Origin of the sequence: Streptomyces sp. ITFR-21 (assembly GCF_031844685.1) — a bacterium.
Taxonomy (GTDB): Bacteria; Actinomycetota; Actinomycetes; order Streptomycetales; family Streptomycetaceae; genus Actinacidiphila.
Genome location: NZ_CP134605.1, coordinates 882,884 through 903,094, shown reverse-complemented (window position 1 = coordinate 903,094; position 20,211 = coordinate 882,884). Strand labels below are relative to the sequence as shown.

The window sequence follows — 20,211 nt, the reverse complement described above, 5'->3', positions numbered from 1 at the left end:
TCCGGCCGGGGGTCAGTCCGCGTCGGGACCGTAGACCTCGACCCGGTCCGCGGCCCGCCGCACGTGGATGCAGTCCCCGGGGCAGTCCCTGGCCGACTCGGCGACATCCCGCAGCAGCGTCAGCGGTACGGGGACGGTGGCCCCGGGGGTCTGGCGCAGCTCGTCGTCGGCCCCCTTGACGTAGGCGAGCCCGTCGATGTCCAGCTCGAAGACCTCGGGTGCATACTGCACGCAGATCCCGTCACCCGTGCACAGGTCCTGATCGATCCAGACCTCGAGCGCCTCGGCCGTCTCGTCGCTCACGGAAACCCTCGCCTGCCCTTGCTCGTTCGGGAAGAGACCACCGTCGAAGGCGGTTGAGGGGAACGACGATACAACCGCTGGCTTTCGGATCGTGATCGGCGGGTATCTCAGTGGCGGAGGGACGTACGCAAGGGTGAAGATCGGACACACCGCGATCGTCTTTGTGATCTAGGGGTTTCAACCCCTACCGGTCCAGGTAGGGTCTGGAAACGTCCAGCTCCCCTTGGAGGAGGTGAGGACCGTGGCGGCCCACGACGACGACATCAACCGTGGCGGCCGACCCGCTCGTGGTTCAGAAGACTCCACGAGCCAGGTCGCCTTTCTTGAGCAGGAGATCGCCGTCCTGCGACGCAAGCTCGCGGACTCTCCGCGGCATTCGAGGATTCTCGAGGAGAGAGTCGTCGAGCTGCAGACCAATCTGGCGGGCGTGTCCGCGCAGAACGAACGGCTGGCGAACACACTCCGCGGGGCCCGCGAGCAGATCGTGGCCCTCAAGGAGGAAGTCGACCGGCTCGCGCAGCCGCCTGCCGGCTTCGGCGTTTTCCTGCAGGCCAACGAAGACGGCACGGCCGACATCTTCACCGGTGGGCGCAAGCTCCGGGTGAACGTCAGCCCGTCGGTGGATCTGAAGGAGCTCCGGCGCGGCCAGGAGCTGATGCTCAACGAGGCGCTCAACGTGGTCGAGGCCATGCTGTTCGAGCGTGTCGGCGACATCGTCACCCTCAAGGAGATCCTGGAGGACGGCGAGCGCGCCCTGGTCATCGGGCACACCGACGAGGAGCGGGTGGTCCGGCTCGCCGAACCGCTGCTCGACGGTGCCCTGCGGACCGGCGACGCGCTGCTGCTCGAACCCCGCTCCGGATACGTGTACGAGCGCGTGCCCAAGAGCGAGGTCGAGGAGCTCGTCCTCGAAGAGGTCCCCGACATCGACTACCGCCAGATCGGCGGGCTCGGCAACCAGATCGAGCAGATCCGCGACGCCGTGGAGCTGCCCTACCTGCACGCCGAGCTGTTCAAGGAGTACTCGCTGCGCCCGCCCAAGGGCGTACTGCTCTACGGCCCGCCCGGCTGCGGCAAGACGCTGATCGCCAAGGCGGTGGCCAACTCGCTGGCCAAGAAGGTCGCCGAGGTGACCGGACGTCCGCAGGGCAAGAGCTACTTCCTCAACATCAAGGGTCCCGAACTGCTCAACAAGTACGTCGGCGAGACCGAGCGGCAGATCCGCCTGGTCTTCCAGCGTGCCCGGGAGAAGGCGTCCGAGGGCACTCCCGTCATCGTCTTCTTCGATGAGATGGAGTCGCTCTTCCGCACCCGCGGTTCCGGTGTCAGCTCGGACGTGGAGAACACCATCGTCCCCCAGCTGCTCGCCGAGATCGACGGTGTGGAGGGCCTGGAGAACGTCATCGTGATCGGCGCCTCCAACCGCGAGGACATGATCGACCCCGCGATCCTGCGGCCCGGCCGCCTGGACGTGAAGATCAAGATCGAGCGGCCCGACGCCGAGGCGGCCAAGGACATCTTCTCCAAGTACCTGGTCGACACGCTCCCGCTGCACAGTGAAGATCTGTCCGAACACGGCGGGTCGCCGGCCGGAACGGTCGACGGCATGATCCAGTCCGTGGTGGAACGGATGTACTCCGAGAGCGAGGAGAACCGCTTCCTGGAGGTCACCTACGCCAACGGTGACAAGGAGGTCCTGTACTTCAAGGACTTCAACTCCGGAGCGATGATCCAGAACATCGTGGACCGGGCCAAGAAGATGGCGATCAAGGACTTCCTGGACCACAACCAGCGCGGCCTTCGGGTCTCCCACCTGCTCGCCGCCTGCGTGGACGAGTTCAAGGAGAACGAGGACCTGCCCAACACCACCAACCCCGACGACTGGGCGCGGATCTCCGGTAAGAAGGGCGAGCGGATCGTGTTCATCCGCACCCTGGTGACCGGAAAGCAGGGGGCGGACACCGGACGCTCCATCGACACGGTGGCGAACACCGGACAGTATCTGTAAGCACTACCCTCCGGCTGCGGGTCCCGACAGCGGGTACCCGCAGCCGGTGTGTTTCCCGGCCCGCACGGGCCGGAGCCGGGCAAGGAGGGCCGCATGACCGTACGGCGAGTAATGGGCATCGAGACCGAGTACGGGATCTCCGTGCCCGGCCACCCCAACGCCAATGCCATGCTCACCTCGTCCCAGATCGTCAACGCCTACGCGGCGGCGATGCACCGGGCGCGCCGCGCCCGCTGGGACTTCGAGGAGGAGAACCCGCTGCGGGACGCCCGCGGCTTCGATCTCGCCCGGGAGGCGGCGGACTCCACCCAGCTCACCGACGAGGACATCGGCCTGGCCAACGTGATCCTCACCAACGGCGCCCGGCTCTACGTCGACCACGCCCACCCCGAGTACTCCTCGCCGGAGATCACCAACCCGCGCGACGCCGTGCTGTGGGACAAGGCCGGCGAGCGGATCATGGCCGAGGCGGCGCTGCGCGCCTCGCAGCTGCCCAGCGCCCAGCCGATCCACCTCTACAAGAACAACACCGACAACAAGGGCGCCTCCTACGGCACGCACGAGAACTACCTGATGCGCCGGGAGACACCGTTCGCGGACATCGTGCGCCACCTGACGCCGTTCTTCGTCTCCCGACAGGTCGTCACCGGCGCCGGCCGGGTCGGCATCGGCCAGGACGGCCACGAGGACGGCTTCCAGCTCAGCCAGCGCGCCGACTACTTCGAGGTCGAGGTCGGCCTGGAGACCACCCTCAAGCGCCCCATCATCAACACCCGCGACGAGCCGCACTCCGACGCCGAGAAGTACCGCCGGCTGCACGTCATCATCGGCGACGCCAACCTCTCGGAGATCTCCACCTACCTCAAGCTCGGCACCACCGCGCTGGTGCTGTCCATGATCGAGGACTCCTTCATCAAGGTGGACCTCGCCGTGGACCAGCCGGTCCGCACCCTGCACGAGGTCTCCCACGACCCCGGTCTGCGCCGCCTCGTCACGCTGCGCAACGGCCGCAAGCTCACCGCGGTCCAGCTCCAGATGGAGTACTACGAGCTGTCCCGCAAGTACGTCGAGGAGCGCTACGGCGCCGACGCGGACGAGCAGACCCTGGACGTGCTCGGCCGCTGGGAGGACGTGCTCAACCGGCTGGAGAACGACCCGATGAGCCTGGCCGGCGAGCTGGACTGGGTGGCCAAGAAGGAGCTGCTGGAGGGCTACCGCCGCCGGGACGGCCTCGGCTGGGACGCCGCCCGGCTGCACCTGGTGGACCTCCAGTACGCGGACGTACGGCCCGACAAGGGCCTGTACAACCGCCTGGTGGCCCGTGGCCGCATCCAGCGGCTGCTGGACGAGAAGGACGTCCTGCGGGCCGTCACGAAGCCCCCGGAGGACACCAGGGCCTACTTCCGGGGCCGCTGCCTGGAGCAGTACGCCGACGACGTGGCCGCGGCCTCCTGGGACTCGGTGATCTTCGACCTGCCCGGCCGCGACTCCCTCCAGCGGGTGCCCACCCTGGAGCCGCTGCGGGGTACCCGCAACCACGTCAAGGAGCTGCTGGACCGCTGCCGTACCGCCGAGGACCTGGTACGGATCCTGTCCGGCGGCTGAACGGGGGCTGAAACGGTCCGGAACCGGGAAACAACCCGGTGGCACTCGGACGTTCTCGTAATCCGGAGCCGAAGTCGGACCCTGCTTGTAGGGTCTGATCTTGTAGGCACGCAACCGAGCGGGGTGAGGGACATGGCCACCAAGGACACCGACGGCGGACAGCAGAAGGCGACGCGTTCCACGGAGGAGGCCGAGGAGGTCCAGCAGGACTCCCAAGCGGCCGACGACCTCAAGGAACGCCAGGAGAAACTCTCGGACGACGTGGACTCCGTCCTGGACGAGATCGACGACGTCCTGGAGGAGAACGCCGAGGACTTCGTGCGCTCCTTCGTCCAGAAGGGCGGCGAGTAGCCGCTCACCCTCCGATCCGCCCCGCGGCAATGGCCCGCGGGGCGGATGGATTTCCGGGCCGCGGGTAGGGTCTGTACCGACTTCATGATCGTGTGGAAGGAATCGTGTGGAAGCCAACACTCGCAAGCCCGGGCGACTGCCGGCCGCCTTCCTGACGCCCGGCTCGTCCTCGTTCCTCGACTTCCTGGGCGACCACTCGCCCGAGCTGCTGCCCGGCGGCCGTCCGCTGCCGGCGGTCAAGGGCGCCATCGAGCTGCCGCACGGCACCACGATCGTGGCCGCCACCTTCAGCGGGGGCGTCATCCTCGCCGGTGACCGCCGCGCCACGATGGGCAACGTGATCGCTCAGCGCGACATCGAGAAGGTCTTCCCGGCCGACGAGTACTCCGCGGTCGGCATCGCCGGCACCGCGGGCCTGGCCGTGGAGATGGTGAAGCTCTTCCAGCTGGAACTGGAGCACTACGAGAAGATCGAAGGGGCGACGCTCTCCCTGGAGGGCAAGGCGAACCGCCTGTCCACCATGATCCGCGGCAACCTCGGCATGGCCCTGCAGGGCCTGGCCGTCGTCCCGCTCTTCGCCGGATACGACACCGAGCGCGGGAAGGGCCGCATCTTCTCGTACGACGTGACCGGCGGCCGCAGCGAGGAGCACGGCTTCTCCGCCACCGGCTCCGGGTCGGTCTTCGCCCGCGGCGCCCTCAAGAAGCTCTACCGCAGCGACCTCACCGAGAGCCAGCTGGCCACCGCGGTCATCCAGGCGCTGTACGACGCGGCGGACGACGACTCGGCCACCGGCGGTCCCGACCTGACCCGGCGGATCTTCCCGATCATCACGGTCATCACCGAGGAGGGGTTCCGGCGGCTCGCCGACAGCGAGGTCGCCGCGATCGCCCAGTCGGTGGTCGACGGACGCCTGGAGCGCCCCGACGGACCCCAGGCACAGGTGCTGTGACCTCCGGTCAGCCGACCCGGAGCCATCAGTCCCCCCTCTCGACCACAGCGCTGACAGCAGAAAGGCACGGTTAGCCGGTGTCCACGCCCTTTTACGTCTCGCCACAGCAGGCCATGGCGGACCGCGCCGAGTACGCCCGCAAGGGGATCGCGCGCGGCCGCAGCGTGGTTGTGCTGCAGTACACCGACGGCATCGTGTTCGTCGCCGAGAACCCGTCCCGCGCGCTGCACAAGGTCAGCGAGATCTACGACCGGATCGCCTTCGCGGCGGTCGGCAAGTACAACGAGTTCGAGAACCTGCGGATCGGCGGCGTCCGCTACGCCGACCTGCGCGGCTACACCTACGACCGCGAGGACGTGACGGCCCGCGGGCTGGCCAACGTCTACGCCCAGACGCTGGGCACCATCTTCTCCAGTGTCGGCGAGAAGCCCTACGAGGTGGAGCTGATCGTCGCGGAGGTCGGTTCGGCCCCCGAGGACGACCAGATCTACCGGCTGCCGCACGACGGCTCGATCGTGGACGAGCACGGTGCGGTCGCGGTCGGCGGCAACTCCGACCAGATCGGCAGCTACCTCGACCAGCGGCACCGGGACGGGATGACCCTCGCGGAGGCGCTGGCGCTGGCGGTGGAGTCCCTCAGCCGCGACACCAACGGCGGCGACCGGCAGCTCACCGCCGAGCAGCTGGAGGTCGCGGTGCTGGACCGCACCCGGCCGCAGCAGCGGAAGTTCAAGCGCATCCTGGGCCGCCAGCTCTCCCGGCTGCTGGAGACGGAGAGCGCGGCCACCGCCAAGACCGACGACCCCTCGGACGAAGAGGAGCAGTAGGCCCCCGGGCCCGACCTCCCAGGCGTACGGTGCCCCGGCAGCGGTTGCCGGGGCACCGCCCGTTCTCCCCCCTCGCTCCTTCCCGCTCGCCGCCCGCCGGGAGGGACCGGCGCCAGGGAGGGGGGAGCGGGCGGCTCCGGCGCCGGGAGGGGCCCCGGGCGGCTCAGCGGGGGGCCGGACCGGTGGAGGCCCGCGGCACCAGGCGGACCGGCAGCTCGCCGCCCGGCGCCGGGACCCCGCCCAGCAGGGCCAGCAGCGCGGTCATCCCGGCCGCGCCGACCTCCTCCGCCGGCAGCCGTACCGTCGTCAGCTCGGGATCCATCGCGGTGGCCAGCGAGAGGTCGTCGAAGCCGGAGACCGACAGCTCGCCCGGGACGGCCAGCCCCAGGCCCCGCAGCGCCTTGCAGGCGCCGGCCGCCAGGATGTCGTCGTCGCACAGCAGCGCGGTGGGGCGCGGACCGGGCCGGGCCAGGGCGCGCAGCACCGCGTCCCGGGCGGCGGCCACCTCCAGCGCCGAGCGCTCGGTGTGCAGCAGTACGGCTCCGGGCACCCGGTCCAGTTCGGCCGCGACGGCCGACGCGCGGACCCGGAAGGTCCAGGCGTCCACCTCCCCGGCCAGGTGGACGAACCGCCGGTGGCCGAGCGCCAGCAGATGCCGGGCGACCTGGCGGATGCCGTCGGCGACGGCCAGGTTCACCGTCGGGGCGCCGCCGGGCGCGTCCGGGTCGCTGTCGAGCATCACCAGCGGCAGCCCGTCGCCGATGCCGGCGAGCGCGTCGGCGGCCATCGAGGAGGCGATCACCCCGTCGATCGCCGCCCGCGCCGAGCCGAACGGGTCCCGGGCCGGCCCCACGCCCTCGGGGGAGGGGTAGAGCACCACGCCGAAGCCGTGTTCGGCCGCCACCCGGGCGGCCCCGGTGTAGATCCGGGCGAAGTACTCGTTGGTGAGCGCCGGCACCACCAGAAGCGCGGTCCTGGTCCGGCCGAGCCGCAGGTTGCGCGCCGCCAGGTTCGGCCGGTAGCCCAGTTCGCCGGCCGCCTCCCGTACCGCGGCCGCGGTACGCTCCGACACCCGGCCCGGCCACTTGCCGCCCAGCACCAGCGACACCGTCGCCTGCGACACGCCGGCGGCCCGCGCCACGTCCCGCGAGGTCGGCCGAGTGCTCCCGGTCACCGTTGCCCGCTCCCTCCGTCCGGCTCCGCCGGTCCCGCCCACCGGGCCCGTTCCGCTCGCTTGCGGATGGACGGGGGGCGAATCGGTCTGCTTCGGTCTGCTCACGGCCGGGCGCCTCCGCCGTACGGGTGGACCCCGGGCTGGCGCCATGGTACGTATGACCACCTGACGTTATACGTAACACTGAGGCGGGGGAAGCATGGCGGCTACCGGATACGGCGACCTGCTGCGGGCCCGGCACGCCGCCCGGCTGCTCGCCGGGACCCTGCTGGGGCGGCTGCCGAACGCGATGTCGGCGCTGGCCATCGTGCTGTTCCTGCGCTCGCAGGGCTCGGGATACGGGCTGGCCGGGACGCTGTCCGCGCTCTACGGGCTGGCCGTGGCGATCGGGCAGCCGCTGCTGGGGCGGGCGGTGGACCGGCGGGGGCAGCCGCGGGTGATGACAGCCGCCGCGCTGCTGTCGGCCGCCGGATTCGCGCTGCTGGCCGTCAACGGGCCGCGGCCGCTGCCCGTCGCGGTGCTGGCCGTGGTCCTCGCCGGGGTGGCGACCCCGCCGCTGGAGGGCGGCCTGCGGGCGCTGTGGCCCGCCGTGCTACGCCACGAGGAGCAGGTGCAGAAGGCGTACGCGCTGGACGCCGCCGCCCAGGAGGTGCTCTTCACCGTCGGGCCGCTCCTGGTCACCCTCACGGTGGCCGCCGCCTCCGAGGCCGCCGCGGTGGTTCTCACCGGGTTGCTCGGCGTCGCCGGGACCCTGGTCGTGGTCACCTCCGCGCCCTCCCGGCGCTGGCGGGCGGCGGCCCGCGAGGCGCACTGGCTGGGCGCGCTGCGCTCCCGCGGCCTGGCCGTCCTGCTGGGCGCCTGCCTCTTCATCGGCGTCGCGCTCGGCGCCCTGTCGCTGGCCGCGGTCGCCTACGGGGACGCGCACGGCGGCGACCCGGCCACCGCGTACGTCCTGGCGGCCAACGGCGCCGGGGCGCTGGCCGGCGGCCTCGGCTACGGCGCCCGGGTCTGGACGGGCGTCCCGGAGCGGCGGCTGCGGCTGCTGTCCCTGGGGCTGGCCGCCTGCTATCCCCCGCTGCTGCCGGCCCCGGGCCTCGGCTGGATGCTGCCGCTGGCCGCCCTGTCCGGTTTCTTCCTCGCGCCCACGCTGGCCTGCGCCTTCCTCGTCGTGGACCGGCACGCCCCGGCGGGCACGGTCACCGAGGCGTTCTCCTGGATCGTGACCGCGATGGGCGTCGGCGCGGCCCTCGGTACGGCGCTGGCGGGCCTGGTCGCCCAGGATGGCGGAACGAGCGCCGGATTCGCCGTCAGCGCCGTCAGCGGGGCGGCCGCCATGCTCGTACTGCTGCTCACCGGGCGAATCCTGACCGTTCCAAACCTCGAAACCCGGCCGGAAAAAGATCGAAACGGTGGGGTCGAACCCCGTTTCAGCACCACGCATCAGGCGTAATGTTCAGACATGGACCGCCGCATTTTCGGGCTGGAGAACGAGTACGGCGTCACATGCACGTTCAGGGGACAGCGGCGTCTGTCCCCTGACGAGGTGGCGCGGTACCTCTTCCGCCGTGTCGTGTCATGGGGCCGAAGCAGCAATGTTTTCCTCCGCAACGGTGCCCGCCTCTACCTCGACGTCGGCTCGCACCCGGAGTACGCCACTCCGGAGTGCGACAACGTCGCCGAACTCGTCACGCACGACAAGGCCGGCGAACGCATCCTCGAAGGTCTTCTGGTGGACGCCGAACGGCGCCTGCACGAGGAGGGCATCGCGGGCGATGTGTACCTCTTCAAGAACAACACCGACTCGGCCGGCAACTCCTACGGCTGCCACGAGAATTACCTCGTCGCCCGGCACGGGGAATTCTCCCGGCTGGCCGACATCCTCATTCCGTTCCTCGTCACCCGGCAGCTGCTGTGCGGCGCCGGCAAGGTACTGCAGACCCCCCGGGGCGCGGTCTTCTGCGTCAGCCAGCGCGCCGAGCACATCTGGGAGGGGGTCAGCTCCGCGACCACCCGCTCCCGCCCCATCATCAACACCCGCGACGAGCCGCACGCCGACGCCGAGCGCTACCGCCGGCTGCACGTCATCGTGGGCGACTCCAACATGTCCGAGACCACCATGCTGCTCAAGGTCGGCGCCACCGACCTGGTGCTGCGGATGATCGAGGCCGGCACCGTGATGCGTGACCTGACCCTGGAGAACCCGATCCGGGCCATCCGCGAGGTCAGCCACGACATCACCGGCCGCCGCAAGGTGCGGCTGGCCTCCGGCCGCGAGGCGTCCGCACTGGACATCCAGCACGAGTACTACTCCAAGGCGGTCGAGTTCTGCGAGCGCCGCGGCATCCGCAGCGGCGTGATCGAGCAGGTCCTGGAGCTGTGGGGCCGCACCCTGGAGTCGATCGGCAGCGGCGACCTCGCCAAGATCGGCACCGAGATCGACTGGGTGATGAAGTACCAGCTCATCGAGCGCTACCGGAACCGCGACAACATCACCATGTCCCACCCGCGGGTCGCCCAGATAGACCTCGCGTACCACGACATCCACCGCCGCCGCGGCCTGTACTACCTGCTGGAGCGCAAGGGCCAGGCCAAGCGAATCTGTAACGACCTGAAGATCTTCGAGGCCAAGTCGGTGCCTCCGCAGACCACCAGGGCACGGCTGCGCGGTGACTTCATCCGCCGCGCGCAGGAGCAGCGCCGGGACTTCACCGTCGACTGGGTGCACCTCAAGCTCAACGACCAGGCGCAGCGCACGGTGCTGTGCAAGGACCCGTTCCGGTCGGTCGACGACCGGGTGGAGAAGCTGATCGCCGGGATGTGACGGCGCGAGCGCACCCCGTAGGGTGTGGGGCGGCGGAATCCGAGACCGCCTGCCCCACCCCCTGCGAACCGAACGAGGAACCCCGTGCGCCGACGTTCCGTACTGCTCGCCGTGCCCGCGCTCATGCTTACCGCCGCCGGCTGCGGCAGTGGGGACAGCTCGGGTGACGCGGCCTCCTCACCTTCGGACTCCCCCTCGGACACCGCCTCGCCGACCGGTACGCCCTCGGCCTCCGCCACCCCCACCGCGAAGATCGTCAGCGGCCCGGTACCGGCTGTCACCGGCGGCACCTCCTTCGACAAGAAGCCGACCGTCGCCAAGGGCAGCGGCACCCCCTCGAAGGACCTCGCGGTCAAGACCGTCATCCAGGGGGACGGCCCCGCGATCGCCTCCGGCGACTTCGTTCAGGTGAACTACCTCGGCCAGGTGTGGGACACCGCCAAGGTCTTCGACACCTCCTTCGGCCGCGGCCCGTACACCAACGTCATCGGTCAGGGGAAGGTCATCCCCGGCTGGGACCAGGGCCTGCTCGGCCAGAAGGTCAGGAGCCGGGTGGAGCTGGCGATTCCGCCGGCCCTCGGCTACGGCAGCTCCGGCAACGCCCAGGCCGGCATCAAGGGCACCGACACCCTGGTCTTCGTGGTGGACGTGCTGGAGCGCTTCAACGCCAAGAGCTCGGCCACCGGCAAGGCCGCCGCCCAGAACGACGCGAGCCTGCCCAAGGTAGGCGCCAACACCGACGGCAAGGCTCCGGTCATCACGGTGCCCAAGGGCGCCAAGGCCCCCACCAAACTGGTCGCCGAGTACGTCCTCGAAGGCGACGGCGCCGTGGTGAAGGCCACCGACAACCTGCTGCTCCAGTACAAGGGCGTGCTGTGGGACACCGGCAAGGAGTTCGACTCCACCTACGCCCACGGCCAGCTGGCCGCCTTCCCGCTCGCCCAGCTCATCAAGGGCTGGCAGCAGGGGCTGGCGGGCAAGAAGGTCGGCAGCCGGGTGATGCTGGTCACACCGCCCGGCCTGGCCTACGGCAACCAGGCCAACAACGGCATCCCGGCCAACTCCACGCTGGTCTTCACCCTGGACATCCTGGCCCTCCTGTGAGGTCTGCAAGACTGTCCCGGTTGCCTGTCACATCGCGAGGAGTACCCACGTGAGCATCGAAAAGCCCGAGATCGACTTCCCGGGTGGCGAACCGCCGGCCGACCTGGAGATCAAGGACATCTGGGAAGGCGACGGCGAGGTCGCCAAGGCCGGGGACACCGTCTCCGTCCACTACGTCGGAGTGGCCTTCTCCTCCGGCGAGGAGTTCGACGCCAGCTGGAACCGCGGCGCGCCGCTGCGCTTCCAGCTCGGTGTCGGCCAGGTCATCGCCGGCTGGGACCAGGGTGTGCAGGGCATGAAGGTCGGCGGCCGGCGCCAGCTGATCATCCCCGCGCACCTCGCCTACGGCGACAGCGGCGCGGGCGGCGCGATCAAGCCCGGCGAGACGCTGATCTTCGTCTGCGACCTGATCGCGGTCTGAGCCGCGGCGGCAGCCGGTCGGCACCGGGGTCCCGCCGTCCGGCGGGACCCCGGTCCGGCCTCCGGACCCGGGACCCGGACCCCTTTTGCCGTCACCCGCCACGCCCGCTCGGCTTGGGTTCGCGCAGCCGGGAGCGATAGGTTCGACCGTGCACGGCGAGCGGAGGGTGCGGGATGGCGATTGCCAAGGCCGAGCGGCTGATGAACCTGGCGCTGTGCCTGATGAACACCCGGCGCCCGGTCAGCAAGCGTGAGCTGCGCGCGTCCATCGAGGCCTACCACGAGGTCACCTCCGACGAGTCGTTCAACCGGATGTTCGAGCGGGACAAGGACGACCTGCGCGAGCTCGGCCTGGTCATCGACACGGTGGAGAGCATCGACGGCGAGTTCGGCTACCTGGCCCGCAGTGACCGCAACCGGCTGCCGGACATCGCCCTCGACCCCGAGGAGGCCGCGGCCCTCGGACTCGCCGCGAAGGTGTGGCAGCAGGCCCGGCTCGCCGAGGCGGCCAGCGGGGCACTGCAGAAGCTGCGCGCGGCCGGAGTGCCGTACGAGGCCGCCAGCAGCGTGCTCGAACCGCGTATCCCCACCCCCGAACCGGCCTTCGAGGGGCTGATGCTCGCCACCCGTGAGCGGCGCGCCGTCTCCTTCGACTACCGCAAGGCCAACGCGGTGCGTCCGGAGCCCCGGCTGGTGGAGCCCTGGGCGCTGGAGTGCTGGCGCGGCCACTGGTACGTCGCCGGGCACGACCGCGACCGCGGCGCCGTCCGGGTCTTTCGGCTCTCCCGGATCAGCGGGAAGGTCCGCAGCCGGGGCCCCTTCGTCGCCGAGGTCCCCGACCACGTCGACGTCCGCGAGGCCGTCGCCCGCTGGGCCGGCGAGGGTGCCACCGCCGCCACCGCCCGTATCCGGCTGCGCCGCGACAGCGGCTACCCGCTGCGCTCCCGGGCGGTCACCACCACCCCGGTGGACGCCGACTGGGACGAACTGGAGATCCCCTACGGCCACGGCCTCGACGCCTGGCTGGCCGAGTTCGGCCCGGACGTGGTCGTGCTGGCCCCCGAGGAGCTGCGCGCCGAAGTGCTGGAACGGCTGCGCGCCGTGGCCAAGGGCTGAAGGGGGTTCCGCCATGGTGGGCGAGGCACGCGAGGCCGCCGCGCGGCGGCCGGCGCGGGGGACGGGCGGAACGGCCGGGACGGTCACGACACCCGGGACGGCGGTGGCCCGACGCGCGGCCATCCGGAGCGTGGTGACCTGGACCCCGGTCGCCCGACGCGCGGCCACCCGATCTGTGGTGGCCCGCATTCCGGCCCCCCGACGCGTGGCGGCGCGGACCCCGGCGGCCCGGACCGCGGGGCCGCGGACCCCGGTGGCCGGCGGGGCGGCGGCGGACAGGACGGCGACGGCTCCGGGACCGGCCGGCGGAGCCGCGGCCGGCCGCGGGCGGCACCCGGCGGAGAGCGAGGACACGCGGTGAGCAACGCGATCGACCAGACCCGGCGGATGCTGTCCCTGGTCACCTATCTGAAGGAGCGGCCCGGCGCGCGGGTCAGCGAGGTGGCGCAGGCGTTCGGGGTGACCGAGGCGGAGCTGATCGGGGACCTGAACGTCCTGCCGCTGTGCGGCACCAGCTTCCGCGGCGGCGACCTGCTGGACATCGACACCGACGGCGAACGCATCTGGTGGCACAACCCCGGCACCGCCGACGACGTGGCGCAGCCGCTGCGGCTGGCCGCCGACGAGGCCACCGCCCTGCTGGTCGCCACCCGAGCGGTGGCCAACCTGCCCGGCCTGCGGGACCGCGACCGCCAGGCACTGCTGCGGGCCGCCGCCAAACTGGAGGCCGCGGCCGGCGAGGCGGCCGGCTCCAGCGCCCAGCTGTCGGTGACCTTCGAGTCCGAGGGCAGCGTCTTCGCCACCGTCGACCGCGCCATCACCGAGCGCCGGCCGCTGTGGATGCGCTACTACTCGCCGGCCCGCGACACCCTCACCGAGCGCACGGTGGACCCGATCCGGCTGTTCGCCGTCGGCCACACCTACTTCGAGGGCTGGTGCCGGCTCTCCGAGGACCGCCGCACCTTCCGGCTCGACCGGGTGGCGGAGATCGAACTGCTCGACGAGCCGTCCGACCCGCCCCGGCTGGAGCCCCGCGACCTCTCGCAGGGCCTGGTGCAGCCGGCCGGCGACGACCCGGAGGTGGTGATCGAGGTCGGGCCGGGCGGCCGCTGGGTCGCCGAGTACTATCCGCACGACAGCGCCGAGGAACTGCCGGGCGGGGACCTGCGGATCACCCTGCGCACCCCCGACCCCGGCTCGCTGCGGCGGCTCGCACTGCGGCTCGGCCGCGACGGCCGGATCGTGTCCCCCGCCGCACTGGCGGGGGGCGCGCGCGACGCGGCCGTACAGGCCCTGGCCGCCTACGGGGAGTGAGGCACCCACGATGACCACCAGCACCGCCCCGCCGCCGTCCGCGGGCAGCCGGCCCGCGCTGTTCCGGGCCGGCTGCCCGCACTGCCGGGAGAGCTTCGAACTCACCGCGGGCGCGCTGCGGCTGGCCATCGGCGGCTCGCCCCGCACCACCTTCTACTCCTTCACCTGCCCCGAGTGCGGCGAGGCGGTCCGCAAACCGGCCGGTGAGCGGATAGTGGAGCTGCTCACCGACGGCGGCGTCCGCACGATGCGGCTGCACGCCCCCTGACCGGTAGGCTTGCCGGCCATGTGGTGGCTCTTCCTCTGCGTCGGACTGTCGACCGCCGGACTCCTGGTGCTGGCCGTACCGGCGGTCCGGGTCTTTCTCGCCGTCCAGGACCTCGCCCGCGAGGTCGCCGCCGGCACCGAGGCGCTGACCCGGGCGAGCGAGCGGCTGCGGCGGGCCGCGGAGCCGGTGGCCGGGCGGGCCGGCGACATCTCCCGACACCGGGCCTGACGCGCCGGCGCGGGGCCGGGGTAGTCTGGCCGGGCGGCCCGACAAGGAGCGCGGCGGGGGCCGTAATCAGGTGGACCCCGGAGCATTCCCCGGTGTTCACCGGTGCGCGCTACGATCACAGCCAGCGCGGCGGTCGGCCATCCGTCCGGCGCCCGGCTACGAAGCAGCAATGACCACGCCGCCCCGGTGAGAAGGTAGACCTTTTATGCTCGGCAATCTCAAGCCCTTCGAGATCGTCCTCATCCTTCTCGTCATCGTCGTCCTCTTCGGTGCCAAGAAGCTTCCCGACGTCGCCAGGTCGCTCGGCAAGTCGGCCCGCATTCTCAAGAGCGAGGCCAAGGCGATGAAGAACGACGGTGACGCCCCGGCCACCGCGCAGCCCGCGCCGGAGCAGGTCGCGGCCCGTACCATCCAGGCCGCGCCCGGTGACACCGCCAGCGCCCGCCCGGTGGCCGAGCCGGCCGACCGCACCTCCGCGCAGGGCTGATCCCGAGACCGACGACCAGGACCGCCCGCCGCTCGGGGCGGTCGGCCCGCTGGTGCTGGACCCAGGCCGGCGCGCGCCACTGACGGCTGCCGTACGAGACGAGGACGTGGGTGCTCAAGACCGCCAGCAGGCAGGAGAGGGACCCCGAGGGGCGGATGCCCCTCGCGGACCACCTGCGCGAACTGCGCAACCGGCTGTTGAAGTCGGTCCTGGCGATCATCGCCGTGACCATCGTGGCGGCGTTCTTCTACAAGGACATCATCCACTTCTTCCAGCATCCCATCTTGAAGTCGGTGGGCTGCGAGCACGGCGCGATCGTGCAGAAGAACGGGCAGCCGTGTGCCGCGATGACCGTCAGCGGTCTGCTCGGCGGCTTCTCCATCGCGTTGAAGGTCTCGCTGATGGCCGGCGTCGTCGTCTCCTCACCGGTCTGGCTGTACCAGCTGTGGGCGTTCCTGGCGCCCGGCCTGCACAAGAACGAGAAGCGCTACACGCTGGGCTTCGTCGGCGCGGGTGTGCCGCTGTTCTTCGCCGGCGCCGCGCTGGCGTACGCGATCCTGCCGCAGACCGCGAAGATCATGATCGGCTTCGTGCCGGAGGACGCCACCAACCTGCTGCCGCTGGACGACTTCCTCGACCTCATCGCGCGGATGGTCATCGTCTTCGGCATGGCCTTCGAGCTGCCGCTGGTGCTGGTGCTGCTGAACTTCACCGGCATGGTCACCGGCCGCCGCATGCTCGGCTGGTGGCGCGGCATGGTGATCGGCATCACCGTCTTCGCCGCCGTCGCCACCCCCACCGGCGACCCGCTCACCATGTGCCTGCTGGCCGCGCCGATCGTCTTCCTGTACTTCGTGGCGATGGGCATCTGCTTCTTCAACGACTCCCGCAAGCTGCGCCGCCGCGCGGCCGACCCGGACTTCGCGCTCGACCCGGACGAGGCGTCCGCGCTGAGCCACATCCCCGAGCAGGTCTCCACCGCGCCGCTGAGCGAGTCCGACCGGCGCGGTGGCGGCGACTTCGACGACGCGACCTGATCCCGGTCGGGCCGCGGGCGGCCGTTCCGGGATAGGGTCCGGCCGTGACCCGCGAGATCACCCTCCTCGTCAACCCCGCCGCGGGCCGCGGCCGGGCCACGCGCGCCGCGGGGCCGGCCGCCCGCGCGCTGCGCGACGCCGGCTGCTCCGTGCGGGTCGTCGCCGGCGCGGACCCGCCGGACGCCCTGGCCAGGGCCCGGCAGGCGGTGGCCGACGGCACCGACGGGCTGGTCGCGGTCGGCGGCGACGGCATGGTCGGCCTCGCCCTCCAGGCGGTGGCCGGTACCGCCACCCCGCTGGGCGTCGTCGCGGCCGGCACCGGCAACGACTTCGCCCGCGCCGCCGGACTGCCGGTCAAGGACCCCGCCGCGGCCGGTACCGCCATCGGCCGGGCGCTGCGCGAGGGCCGCACCCGGGTCCTCGACCTCGGCCGGATCGGCGACCGCTGGTTCGGTACGGTGCTGGCCTCCGGCTTCGACTCCCGGGTCAACGACCGCGGCAACCGGATGCGGTGGCCCACCGGCCGCTACCGGTACGACGTGGCCATGCTCGCCGAACTCGCCGCGCTGCGCCCGATCCGCTACCGGGTCCGGTTCGACGACGCCCCGGAGCGGGAGATCGAGGCCACCCTGATCGCGGTCGGCAACGGCTCCTCCTACGGCGGCGGCATGCGGATCTGCGCCGACGCCCGGATGGACGACGGGCTCTTCGACGTGTGTGTGGTCGGGCCGTGCAGCCGTACGACGCTGCTGCGGGTCTTCCCGCGGGTCTACCGCGGGACCCACCCCGCCCACCCGGCGGTGACCGTGCACCGCGCCGCCCGGGTCCGGCTGGCGGCCGAGGGCGTCACCGGATACGCCGACGGCGAGCCGGTCGGACCGCTGCCGCTGGTCGCCGAGACCGTGCCGCGGGCGGTGCGGTTGCTGGGGTGAGGACGGCCGGAAGGGGGTAGGGACCGTCGGTGTCGTCAACGTTGCCCCGGGGGATCCCACCTCGGGCCCATAAGATCACGCGCCGTGTCGGTGCCGACGGGTAGGCTCATGGACGAGATGACCGAAGAGATGTCCCCCGCCGAGCGCTTCGCCGCCAGCCGGCGCCGCGCCGCAGAGAACGCCACCGCACTCGCCCGGTTCCGCGAACTGTACGAGTTCGGCCTCGACCCGTTCCAGATAGAGGCGTGCACGGCGCTGGAGGCCGGCAGCGGCGTCCTGGTCGCCGCGCCCACCGGGTCGGGCAAGACCATCGTCGGCGAGTTCGCCGTCCACCTCGCCCTCGCAGAGGGCCGCAAGTGCTTCTACACCACGCCCATCAAGGCACTGTCCAACCAGAAGTACAACGACCTCGCCCAGCGCTACGGCGCCGACAAGGTCGGCCTGCTCACCGGCGACAACAGCGTCAACGGCGACGCCCCGGTGATCGTCATGACCACCGAAGTGCTGCGGAACATGCTGTACGCGAACTCCGCCGTCCTGGAGGGCCTCGGCTACGTGGTGATGGACGAGGTGCACTACCTCTCCGACCGCTTCCGCGGCGCGGTGTGGGAGGAGGTGATCATCCACCTGCCGCCGTCGGTGACCCTGGTGTCGCTGTCCGCGACGGTCTCCAACGCCGAGGAGTTCGGCGACTGGCTCGACACGGTACGCGGCGACACCCAGGTGATCGTCTCCGAGCACCGCCCGGTCCCGCTGTGGCAGCACGTGATGGCCGGCCGCCGGATGTACGACCTGTTCGAGGAGCGGGCCGGCGCCACCGACAACCGCGGCCGGCGCGAGGTCAGCGCGGACCTGCTGCGGCTGGCCCGCGAGGAGAACCAGCGCACCTACCACCCGCGGGCCAAGCGCGGCCGGGAGGCCGACCGCGAGCGGGAGCGGCGGGCCCGCAGCCGGACCTGGACCCCCGGCCGGGCGGAGGTCATCGAGCGGCTGGACTCCGAGGGGCTGCTGCCCGCGATCACCTTCATCTTCAGCCGGGCCGGCTGCGAGGCCGCCGTGCAGCAGTGCCTGCAGGCGGGCCTGCGGCTGAACAGCGACGAGAACCGGGCCCGGGTCCGGGCGGTCGTCGAGGAGCGCACCCGCGCCATCCCCGACGAGGACCTGCACGTGCTCGGGTACTTCGAGTGGCTGGAGGGCCTGGAGCGCGGCATCGCGGCCCACCACGCCGGCATGCTGCCGACGTTCAAGGAAGTGGTCGAGGAGCTCTTCGTCCAGGGCCTGGTCAAGGCGGTCTTCGCCACCGAGACGCTGGCGCTCGGCATCAACATGCCGGCCCGTACGGTCATCCTGGAAAAGCTCGTCAAGTGGAACGGCGAGACCCACGCCGACATCACCCCCGGCGAGTACACCCAGCTCACCGGCCGGGCCGGGCGCCGCGGCATCGACGTCGAGGGCCACGCGGTGGTGCTGTGGCAGCGCGGCTTCGACCCGGCGATCGTCGCCGGCCTGGCCGGCACCCGCACCTATCCGCTGCGGTCGTCCTTCAAGCCGTCGTACAACATGGCGGTCAACCTCGTCGGCCAGTTCGGGCGGCACAAGTCCCGCGAACTGCTGGAGACCTCCTTCGCCCAGTTCCAGGCGGACCGCTCGGTGGTCGGCATCTCCAAGCAGGTGCAGCGCAACGAGGAGGGGCTCGACGGCTACAAGGGCTCGATGACCTGCCACCTCGGCGACTTCGACGAGTACATGACCTTGCGGCGGGAGCTGAAGGAGCGCGAGGCCGAACTGTCCCGGCAGGGCGCGCTCCAGCGCCGGGCGGCGTCCTCGGAGGCACTGGAGAAGCTCAAGCCCGGCGACATCATCCAGGTGCCGGCCGGCAAGTACGCCGGCCTCGCGCTGGTCCTGGAGCCCGGCATCCCGGCCGGGCGGTCCGACGGCCGGCGGTTCGACGAGTACCAGGACGGGCCCCGGCCGCTGGTGCTCACCGCGGAACGGCAGGTCAAGCGGCTGGGACAGATGGACTTCCCGGTGCCGGTGGAGGCGCTGGACCGGATGCGGATCCCCAAGTCGTTCAACCCGCGCAGCCCGCAGTCCCGCCGCGACCTGGCCTCCGCGATGCGCGGCAAGGCCGGCACCGCGGGCTGGGCGGAGCCCGCCAGGCACCGCAGGCAGCGCTCGGCGGCGGCTGACGACAACGAGATCGCCCGGCTGCGGGCCGCGATCCGCGCGCACCCCTGCCACGGCTGCGACGAGCGCGAGGACCACGCCCGCTGGGCCGAGCGCTACCACCGGCTGCGCCGCGACACCCACCAGCTGGAGCGGCGGATCGAGGGGCGGACCAACACCATCGCCCGCACCTTCGACCGGGTCTGCGCGGTGCTCACCGAACTCGGCTACCTGGAAGGCGACAAGGTCACTCCGGAGGGCCGCCGGCTCGCCCGGCTCTACGGCGAACTCGACCTGCTGGCCAGCGAATGCCTGCGCGACGGGGTGTGGGACGGCCTCGGCCCGGCCGAACTGGCCGGCTGCGCCTCCGCGCTGGTCTTCGAGTCGCGGAACTCCGACGACGCGGTGGCGCCCAAGCTGCCGACCGGCCGGGCCAAGGACGCGCTGGGCGAGATGGTCCGCATCTGGGGCCGGCTCGACGCCCTGGAGGAGGACCACGGGATCAGCCAGACCGAGGGCGTCGGCCAGCGCGAGCCCGACCTGGGCTTCGCCTGGGCCGCGTACCGCTGGGCGTCCGGCCACGGTCTGGACTCGGTGCTGTCCGACGCCGACATGCCGGCCGGCGACTTCGTACGCTGGTGCAAGCAGCTGATCGACGTCCTCGGCCAGATCGGCAACGCGGCGCCGGAGAACAGCCCGGTGCGGCGCAACTCCCGGCGCGCGGTGGACGGCCTGCTGCGCGGAGTGGTGGCGTACTCCTCGGTGGGGTGAGCCCTGGGGGCGGCCGTCCGGCGGGCCCGGCCCGACGGGCTGGGGGCCACCCGGTCGCCCGCGGTACGTGGCCCGTCGGGGTGCCGGGCGGGCCACCGGGTAGGCGCGCCAGCCGCCGTACCCGGTGATGTCCTCGGTGCCTTGGAGGGCCTGCGGATCGCAGAGGAAGCCGGGGACGGCGGTGCCGCCGGCGGGTTCGACGCTGACCAGCGCCATCGGGCGGGGGAGGGCGCCGACCGTGCGCAGCCCCATGCGGCGGGCGGTACGGATGATCCGGACGGCGATCTCGCCCCGGTGGCGATCAGCAGGGTGTCGAAGGGGCCGGCC

Annotated in this window: 19 protein-coding genes and 1 pseudogene; 17 read left to right on the top strand and 3 right to left on the bottom strand. The window is 71.8% G+C overall.

What is annotated here, in order from left to right:
* Nucleotides 1-12 precede the first annotated feature (12 nt).
* The gene (locus RLT57_RS04095; RefSeq protein ID WP_311295989.1) at nt 13-303 is read right to left on the bottom strand and encodes a ferredoxin; all 291 of its coding nucleotides are present in this window, start codon (nt 301-303) and stop codon (nt 13-15) included.
* 241 nt (nt 304-544) lie between these two features.
* Between RLT57_RS04095 and arc the strand changes: the two genes are divergently transcribed.
* From arc to prcA, 5 genes are all read left to right on the top strand, one after another.
* Nucleotides 545-2,311, top strand: a complete 1,767-nt coding sequence (gene arc, locus RLT57_RS04090; protein WP_311295988.1) for a proteasome ATPase — start codon at nt 545-547, stop codon at nt 2,309-2,311.
* A 93-nt stretch (nt 2,312-2,404) separates the two neighbouring features.
* Nucleotides 2,405-3,916 (top strand): depupylase/deamidase Dop, encoded by a 1,512-nt coding sequence (gene dop / locus RLT57_RS04085; RefSeq protein WP_311295987.1) that lies wholly within the window; start codon nt 2,405-2,407, stop codon nt 3,914-3,916.
* A gap of 132 nt (nt 3,917-4,048) precedes the next feature.
* Entirely contained in the window at nt 4,049-4,267 is a 219-nt protein-coding gene (locus RLT57_RS04080; RefSeq protein ID WP_311295986.1) for a ubiquitin-like protein Pup, read from the top strand.
* Nucleotides 4,268-4,373: 106 nt separating this feature from the next.
* A complete protein-coding gene (gene prcB, locus RLT57_RS04075) occupies nt 4,374-5,219 on the top strand; it encodes a proteasome subunit beta (protein ID WP_311295985.1) in 846 nt (281 codons plus the stop codon).
* A gap of 77 nt (nt 5,220-5,296) precedes the next feature.
* Nucleotides 5,297-6,046 (top strand): proteasome subunit alpha, encoded by a 750-nt coding sequence (gene prcA, locus RLT57_RS04070; protein ID WP_311295984.1) that lies wholly within the window; start codon nt 5,297-5,299, stop codon nt 6,044-6,046.
* A 163-nt stretch (nt 6,047-6,209) separates the two neighbouring features.
* Here the strand turns inward: prcA and RLT57_RS04065 are convergent, their stop codons facing one another.
* Nucleotides 6,210-7,220, bottom strand: a complete 1,011-nt coding sequence (locus RLT57_RS04065) for a LacI family DNA-binding transcriptional regulator (protein ID WP_311295983.1) — start codon at nt 7,218-7,220, stop codon at nt 6,210-6,212.
* A 199-nt stretch (nt 7,221-7,419) separates the two neighbouring features.
* Between RLT57_RS04065 and RLT57_RS04060 the strand changes: the two genes are divergently transcribed.
* The 12 genes from RLT57_RS04060 to RLT57_RS04005 all read left to right on the top strand — a co-directional run bounded on the left by RLT57_RS04060 (nt 7,420) and on the right by RLT57_RS04005 (nt 19,884).
* Nucleotides 7,420-8,670, top strand: coding sequence for an MFS transporter (locus RLT57_RS04060; protein WP_311295982.1), 1,251 nt, complete (start codon nt 7,420-7,422; stop codon nt 8,668-8,670).
* A 9-nt stretch (nt 8,671-8,679) separates the two neighbouring features.
* Complete coding sequence (pafA, locus tag RLT57_RS04055) at nt 8,680-10,041, top strand: Pup--protein ligase (protein ID WP_311295981.1); 1,362 nt, start codon at nt 8,680-8,682, stop codon at nt 10,039-10,041.
* Nucleotides 10,042-10,125: 84 nt separating this feature from the next.
* Nucleotides 10,126-11,145 carry an FKBP-type peptidyl-prolyl cis-trans isomerase gene (locus RLT57_RS04050; RefSeq protein WP_311295980.1) on the top strand — a complete coding sequence of 340 codons (1,020 nt, stop codon included), beginning with the start codon at nt 10,126-10,128 and terminating at the stop codon, nt 11,143-11,145.
* A gap of 49 nt (nt 11,146-11,194) precedes the next feature.
* The gene (locus tag RLT57_RS04045; protein WP_311295979.1) at nt 11,195-11,566 is read left to right on the top strand and encodes an FKBP-type peptidyl-prolyl cis-trans isomerase; all 372 of its coding nucleotides are present in this window, start codon (nt 11,195-11,197) and stop codon (nt 11,564-11,566) included.
* Between the two features lie 173 nt (nt 11,567-11,739).
* Complete coding sequence (locus RLT57_RS04040) at nt 11,740-12,681, top strand: helix-turn-helix transcriptional regulator (RefSeq protein ID WP_311295978.1); 942 nt, start codon at nt 11,740-11,742, stop codon at nt 12,679-12,681.
* Nucleotides 12,682-13,068: 387 nt separating this feature from the next.
* The gene (locus RLT57_RS04035) at nt 13,069-13,995 is read left to right on the top strand and encodes a helix-turn-helix transcriptional regulator (RefSeq protein WP_311300565.1); all 927 of its coding nucleotides are present in this window, start codon (nt 13,069-13,071) and stop codon (nt 13,993-13,995) included.
* Between the two features lie 10 nt (nt 13,996-14,005).
* On the top strand, nt 14,006-14,263 hold the full coding sequence (locus RLT57_RS04030; protein WP_311295977.1) for a hypothetical protein: 258 nt from the start codon (nt 14,006-14,008) through the stop codon (nt 14,261-14,263).
* An 18-nt stretch (nt 14,264-14,281) separates the two neighbouring features.
* Nucleotides 14,282-14,491: a hypothetical protein gene (locus RLT57_RS04025; protein WP_311295976.1), complete on the top strand. Its 210-nt coding sequence runs from the start codon at nt 14,282-14,284 to the stop codon at nt 14,489-14,491.
* A gap of 205 nt (nt 14,492-14,696) precedes the next feature.
* A complete protein-coding gene (gene tatA / locus RLT57_RS04020) occupies nt 14,697-14,978 on the top strand; it encodes a Sec-independent protein translocase subunit TatA (protein WP_311295975.1) in 282 nt (93 codons plus the stop codon).
* 110 nt (nt 14,979-15,088) lie between these two features.
* Complete coding sequence (gene tatC, locus RLT57_RS04015; protein ID WP_311295974.1) at nt 15,089-16,015, top strand: twin-arginine translocase subunit TatC; 927 nt, start codon at nt 15,089-15,091, stop codon at nt 16,013-16,015.
* Between the two features lie 44 nt (nt 16,016-16,059).
* Entirely contained in the window at nt 16,060-16,947 is an 888-nt protein-coding gene (locus RLT57_RS04010) for a diacylglycerol kinase (protein WP_311295973.1), read from the top strand.
* A gap of 117 nt (nt 16,948-17,064) precedes the next feature.
* On the top strand, nt 17,065-19,884 hold the full coding sequence (locus RLT57_RS04005) for a DEAD/DEAH box helicase (protein ID WP_311300564.1): 2,820 nt from the start codon (nt 17,065-17,067) through the stop codon (nt 19,882-19,884).
* A 111-nt stretch (nt 19,885-19,995) separates the two neighbouring features.
* On the opposite strand, the pseudogene RLT57_RS33240 reads toward RLT57_RS04005, so the two are convergent.
* A pseudogene (locus RLT57_RS33240) lies at nt 19,996-20,169 on the bottom strand (allophanate hydrolase-related protein); the annotation flags it as partial.
* Nucleotides 20,170-20,211: the final 42 nt, after the last annotated feature.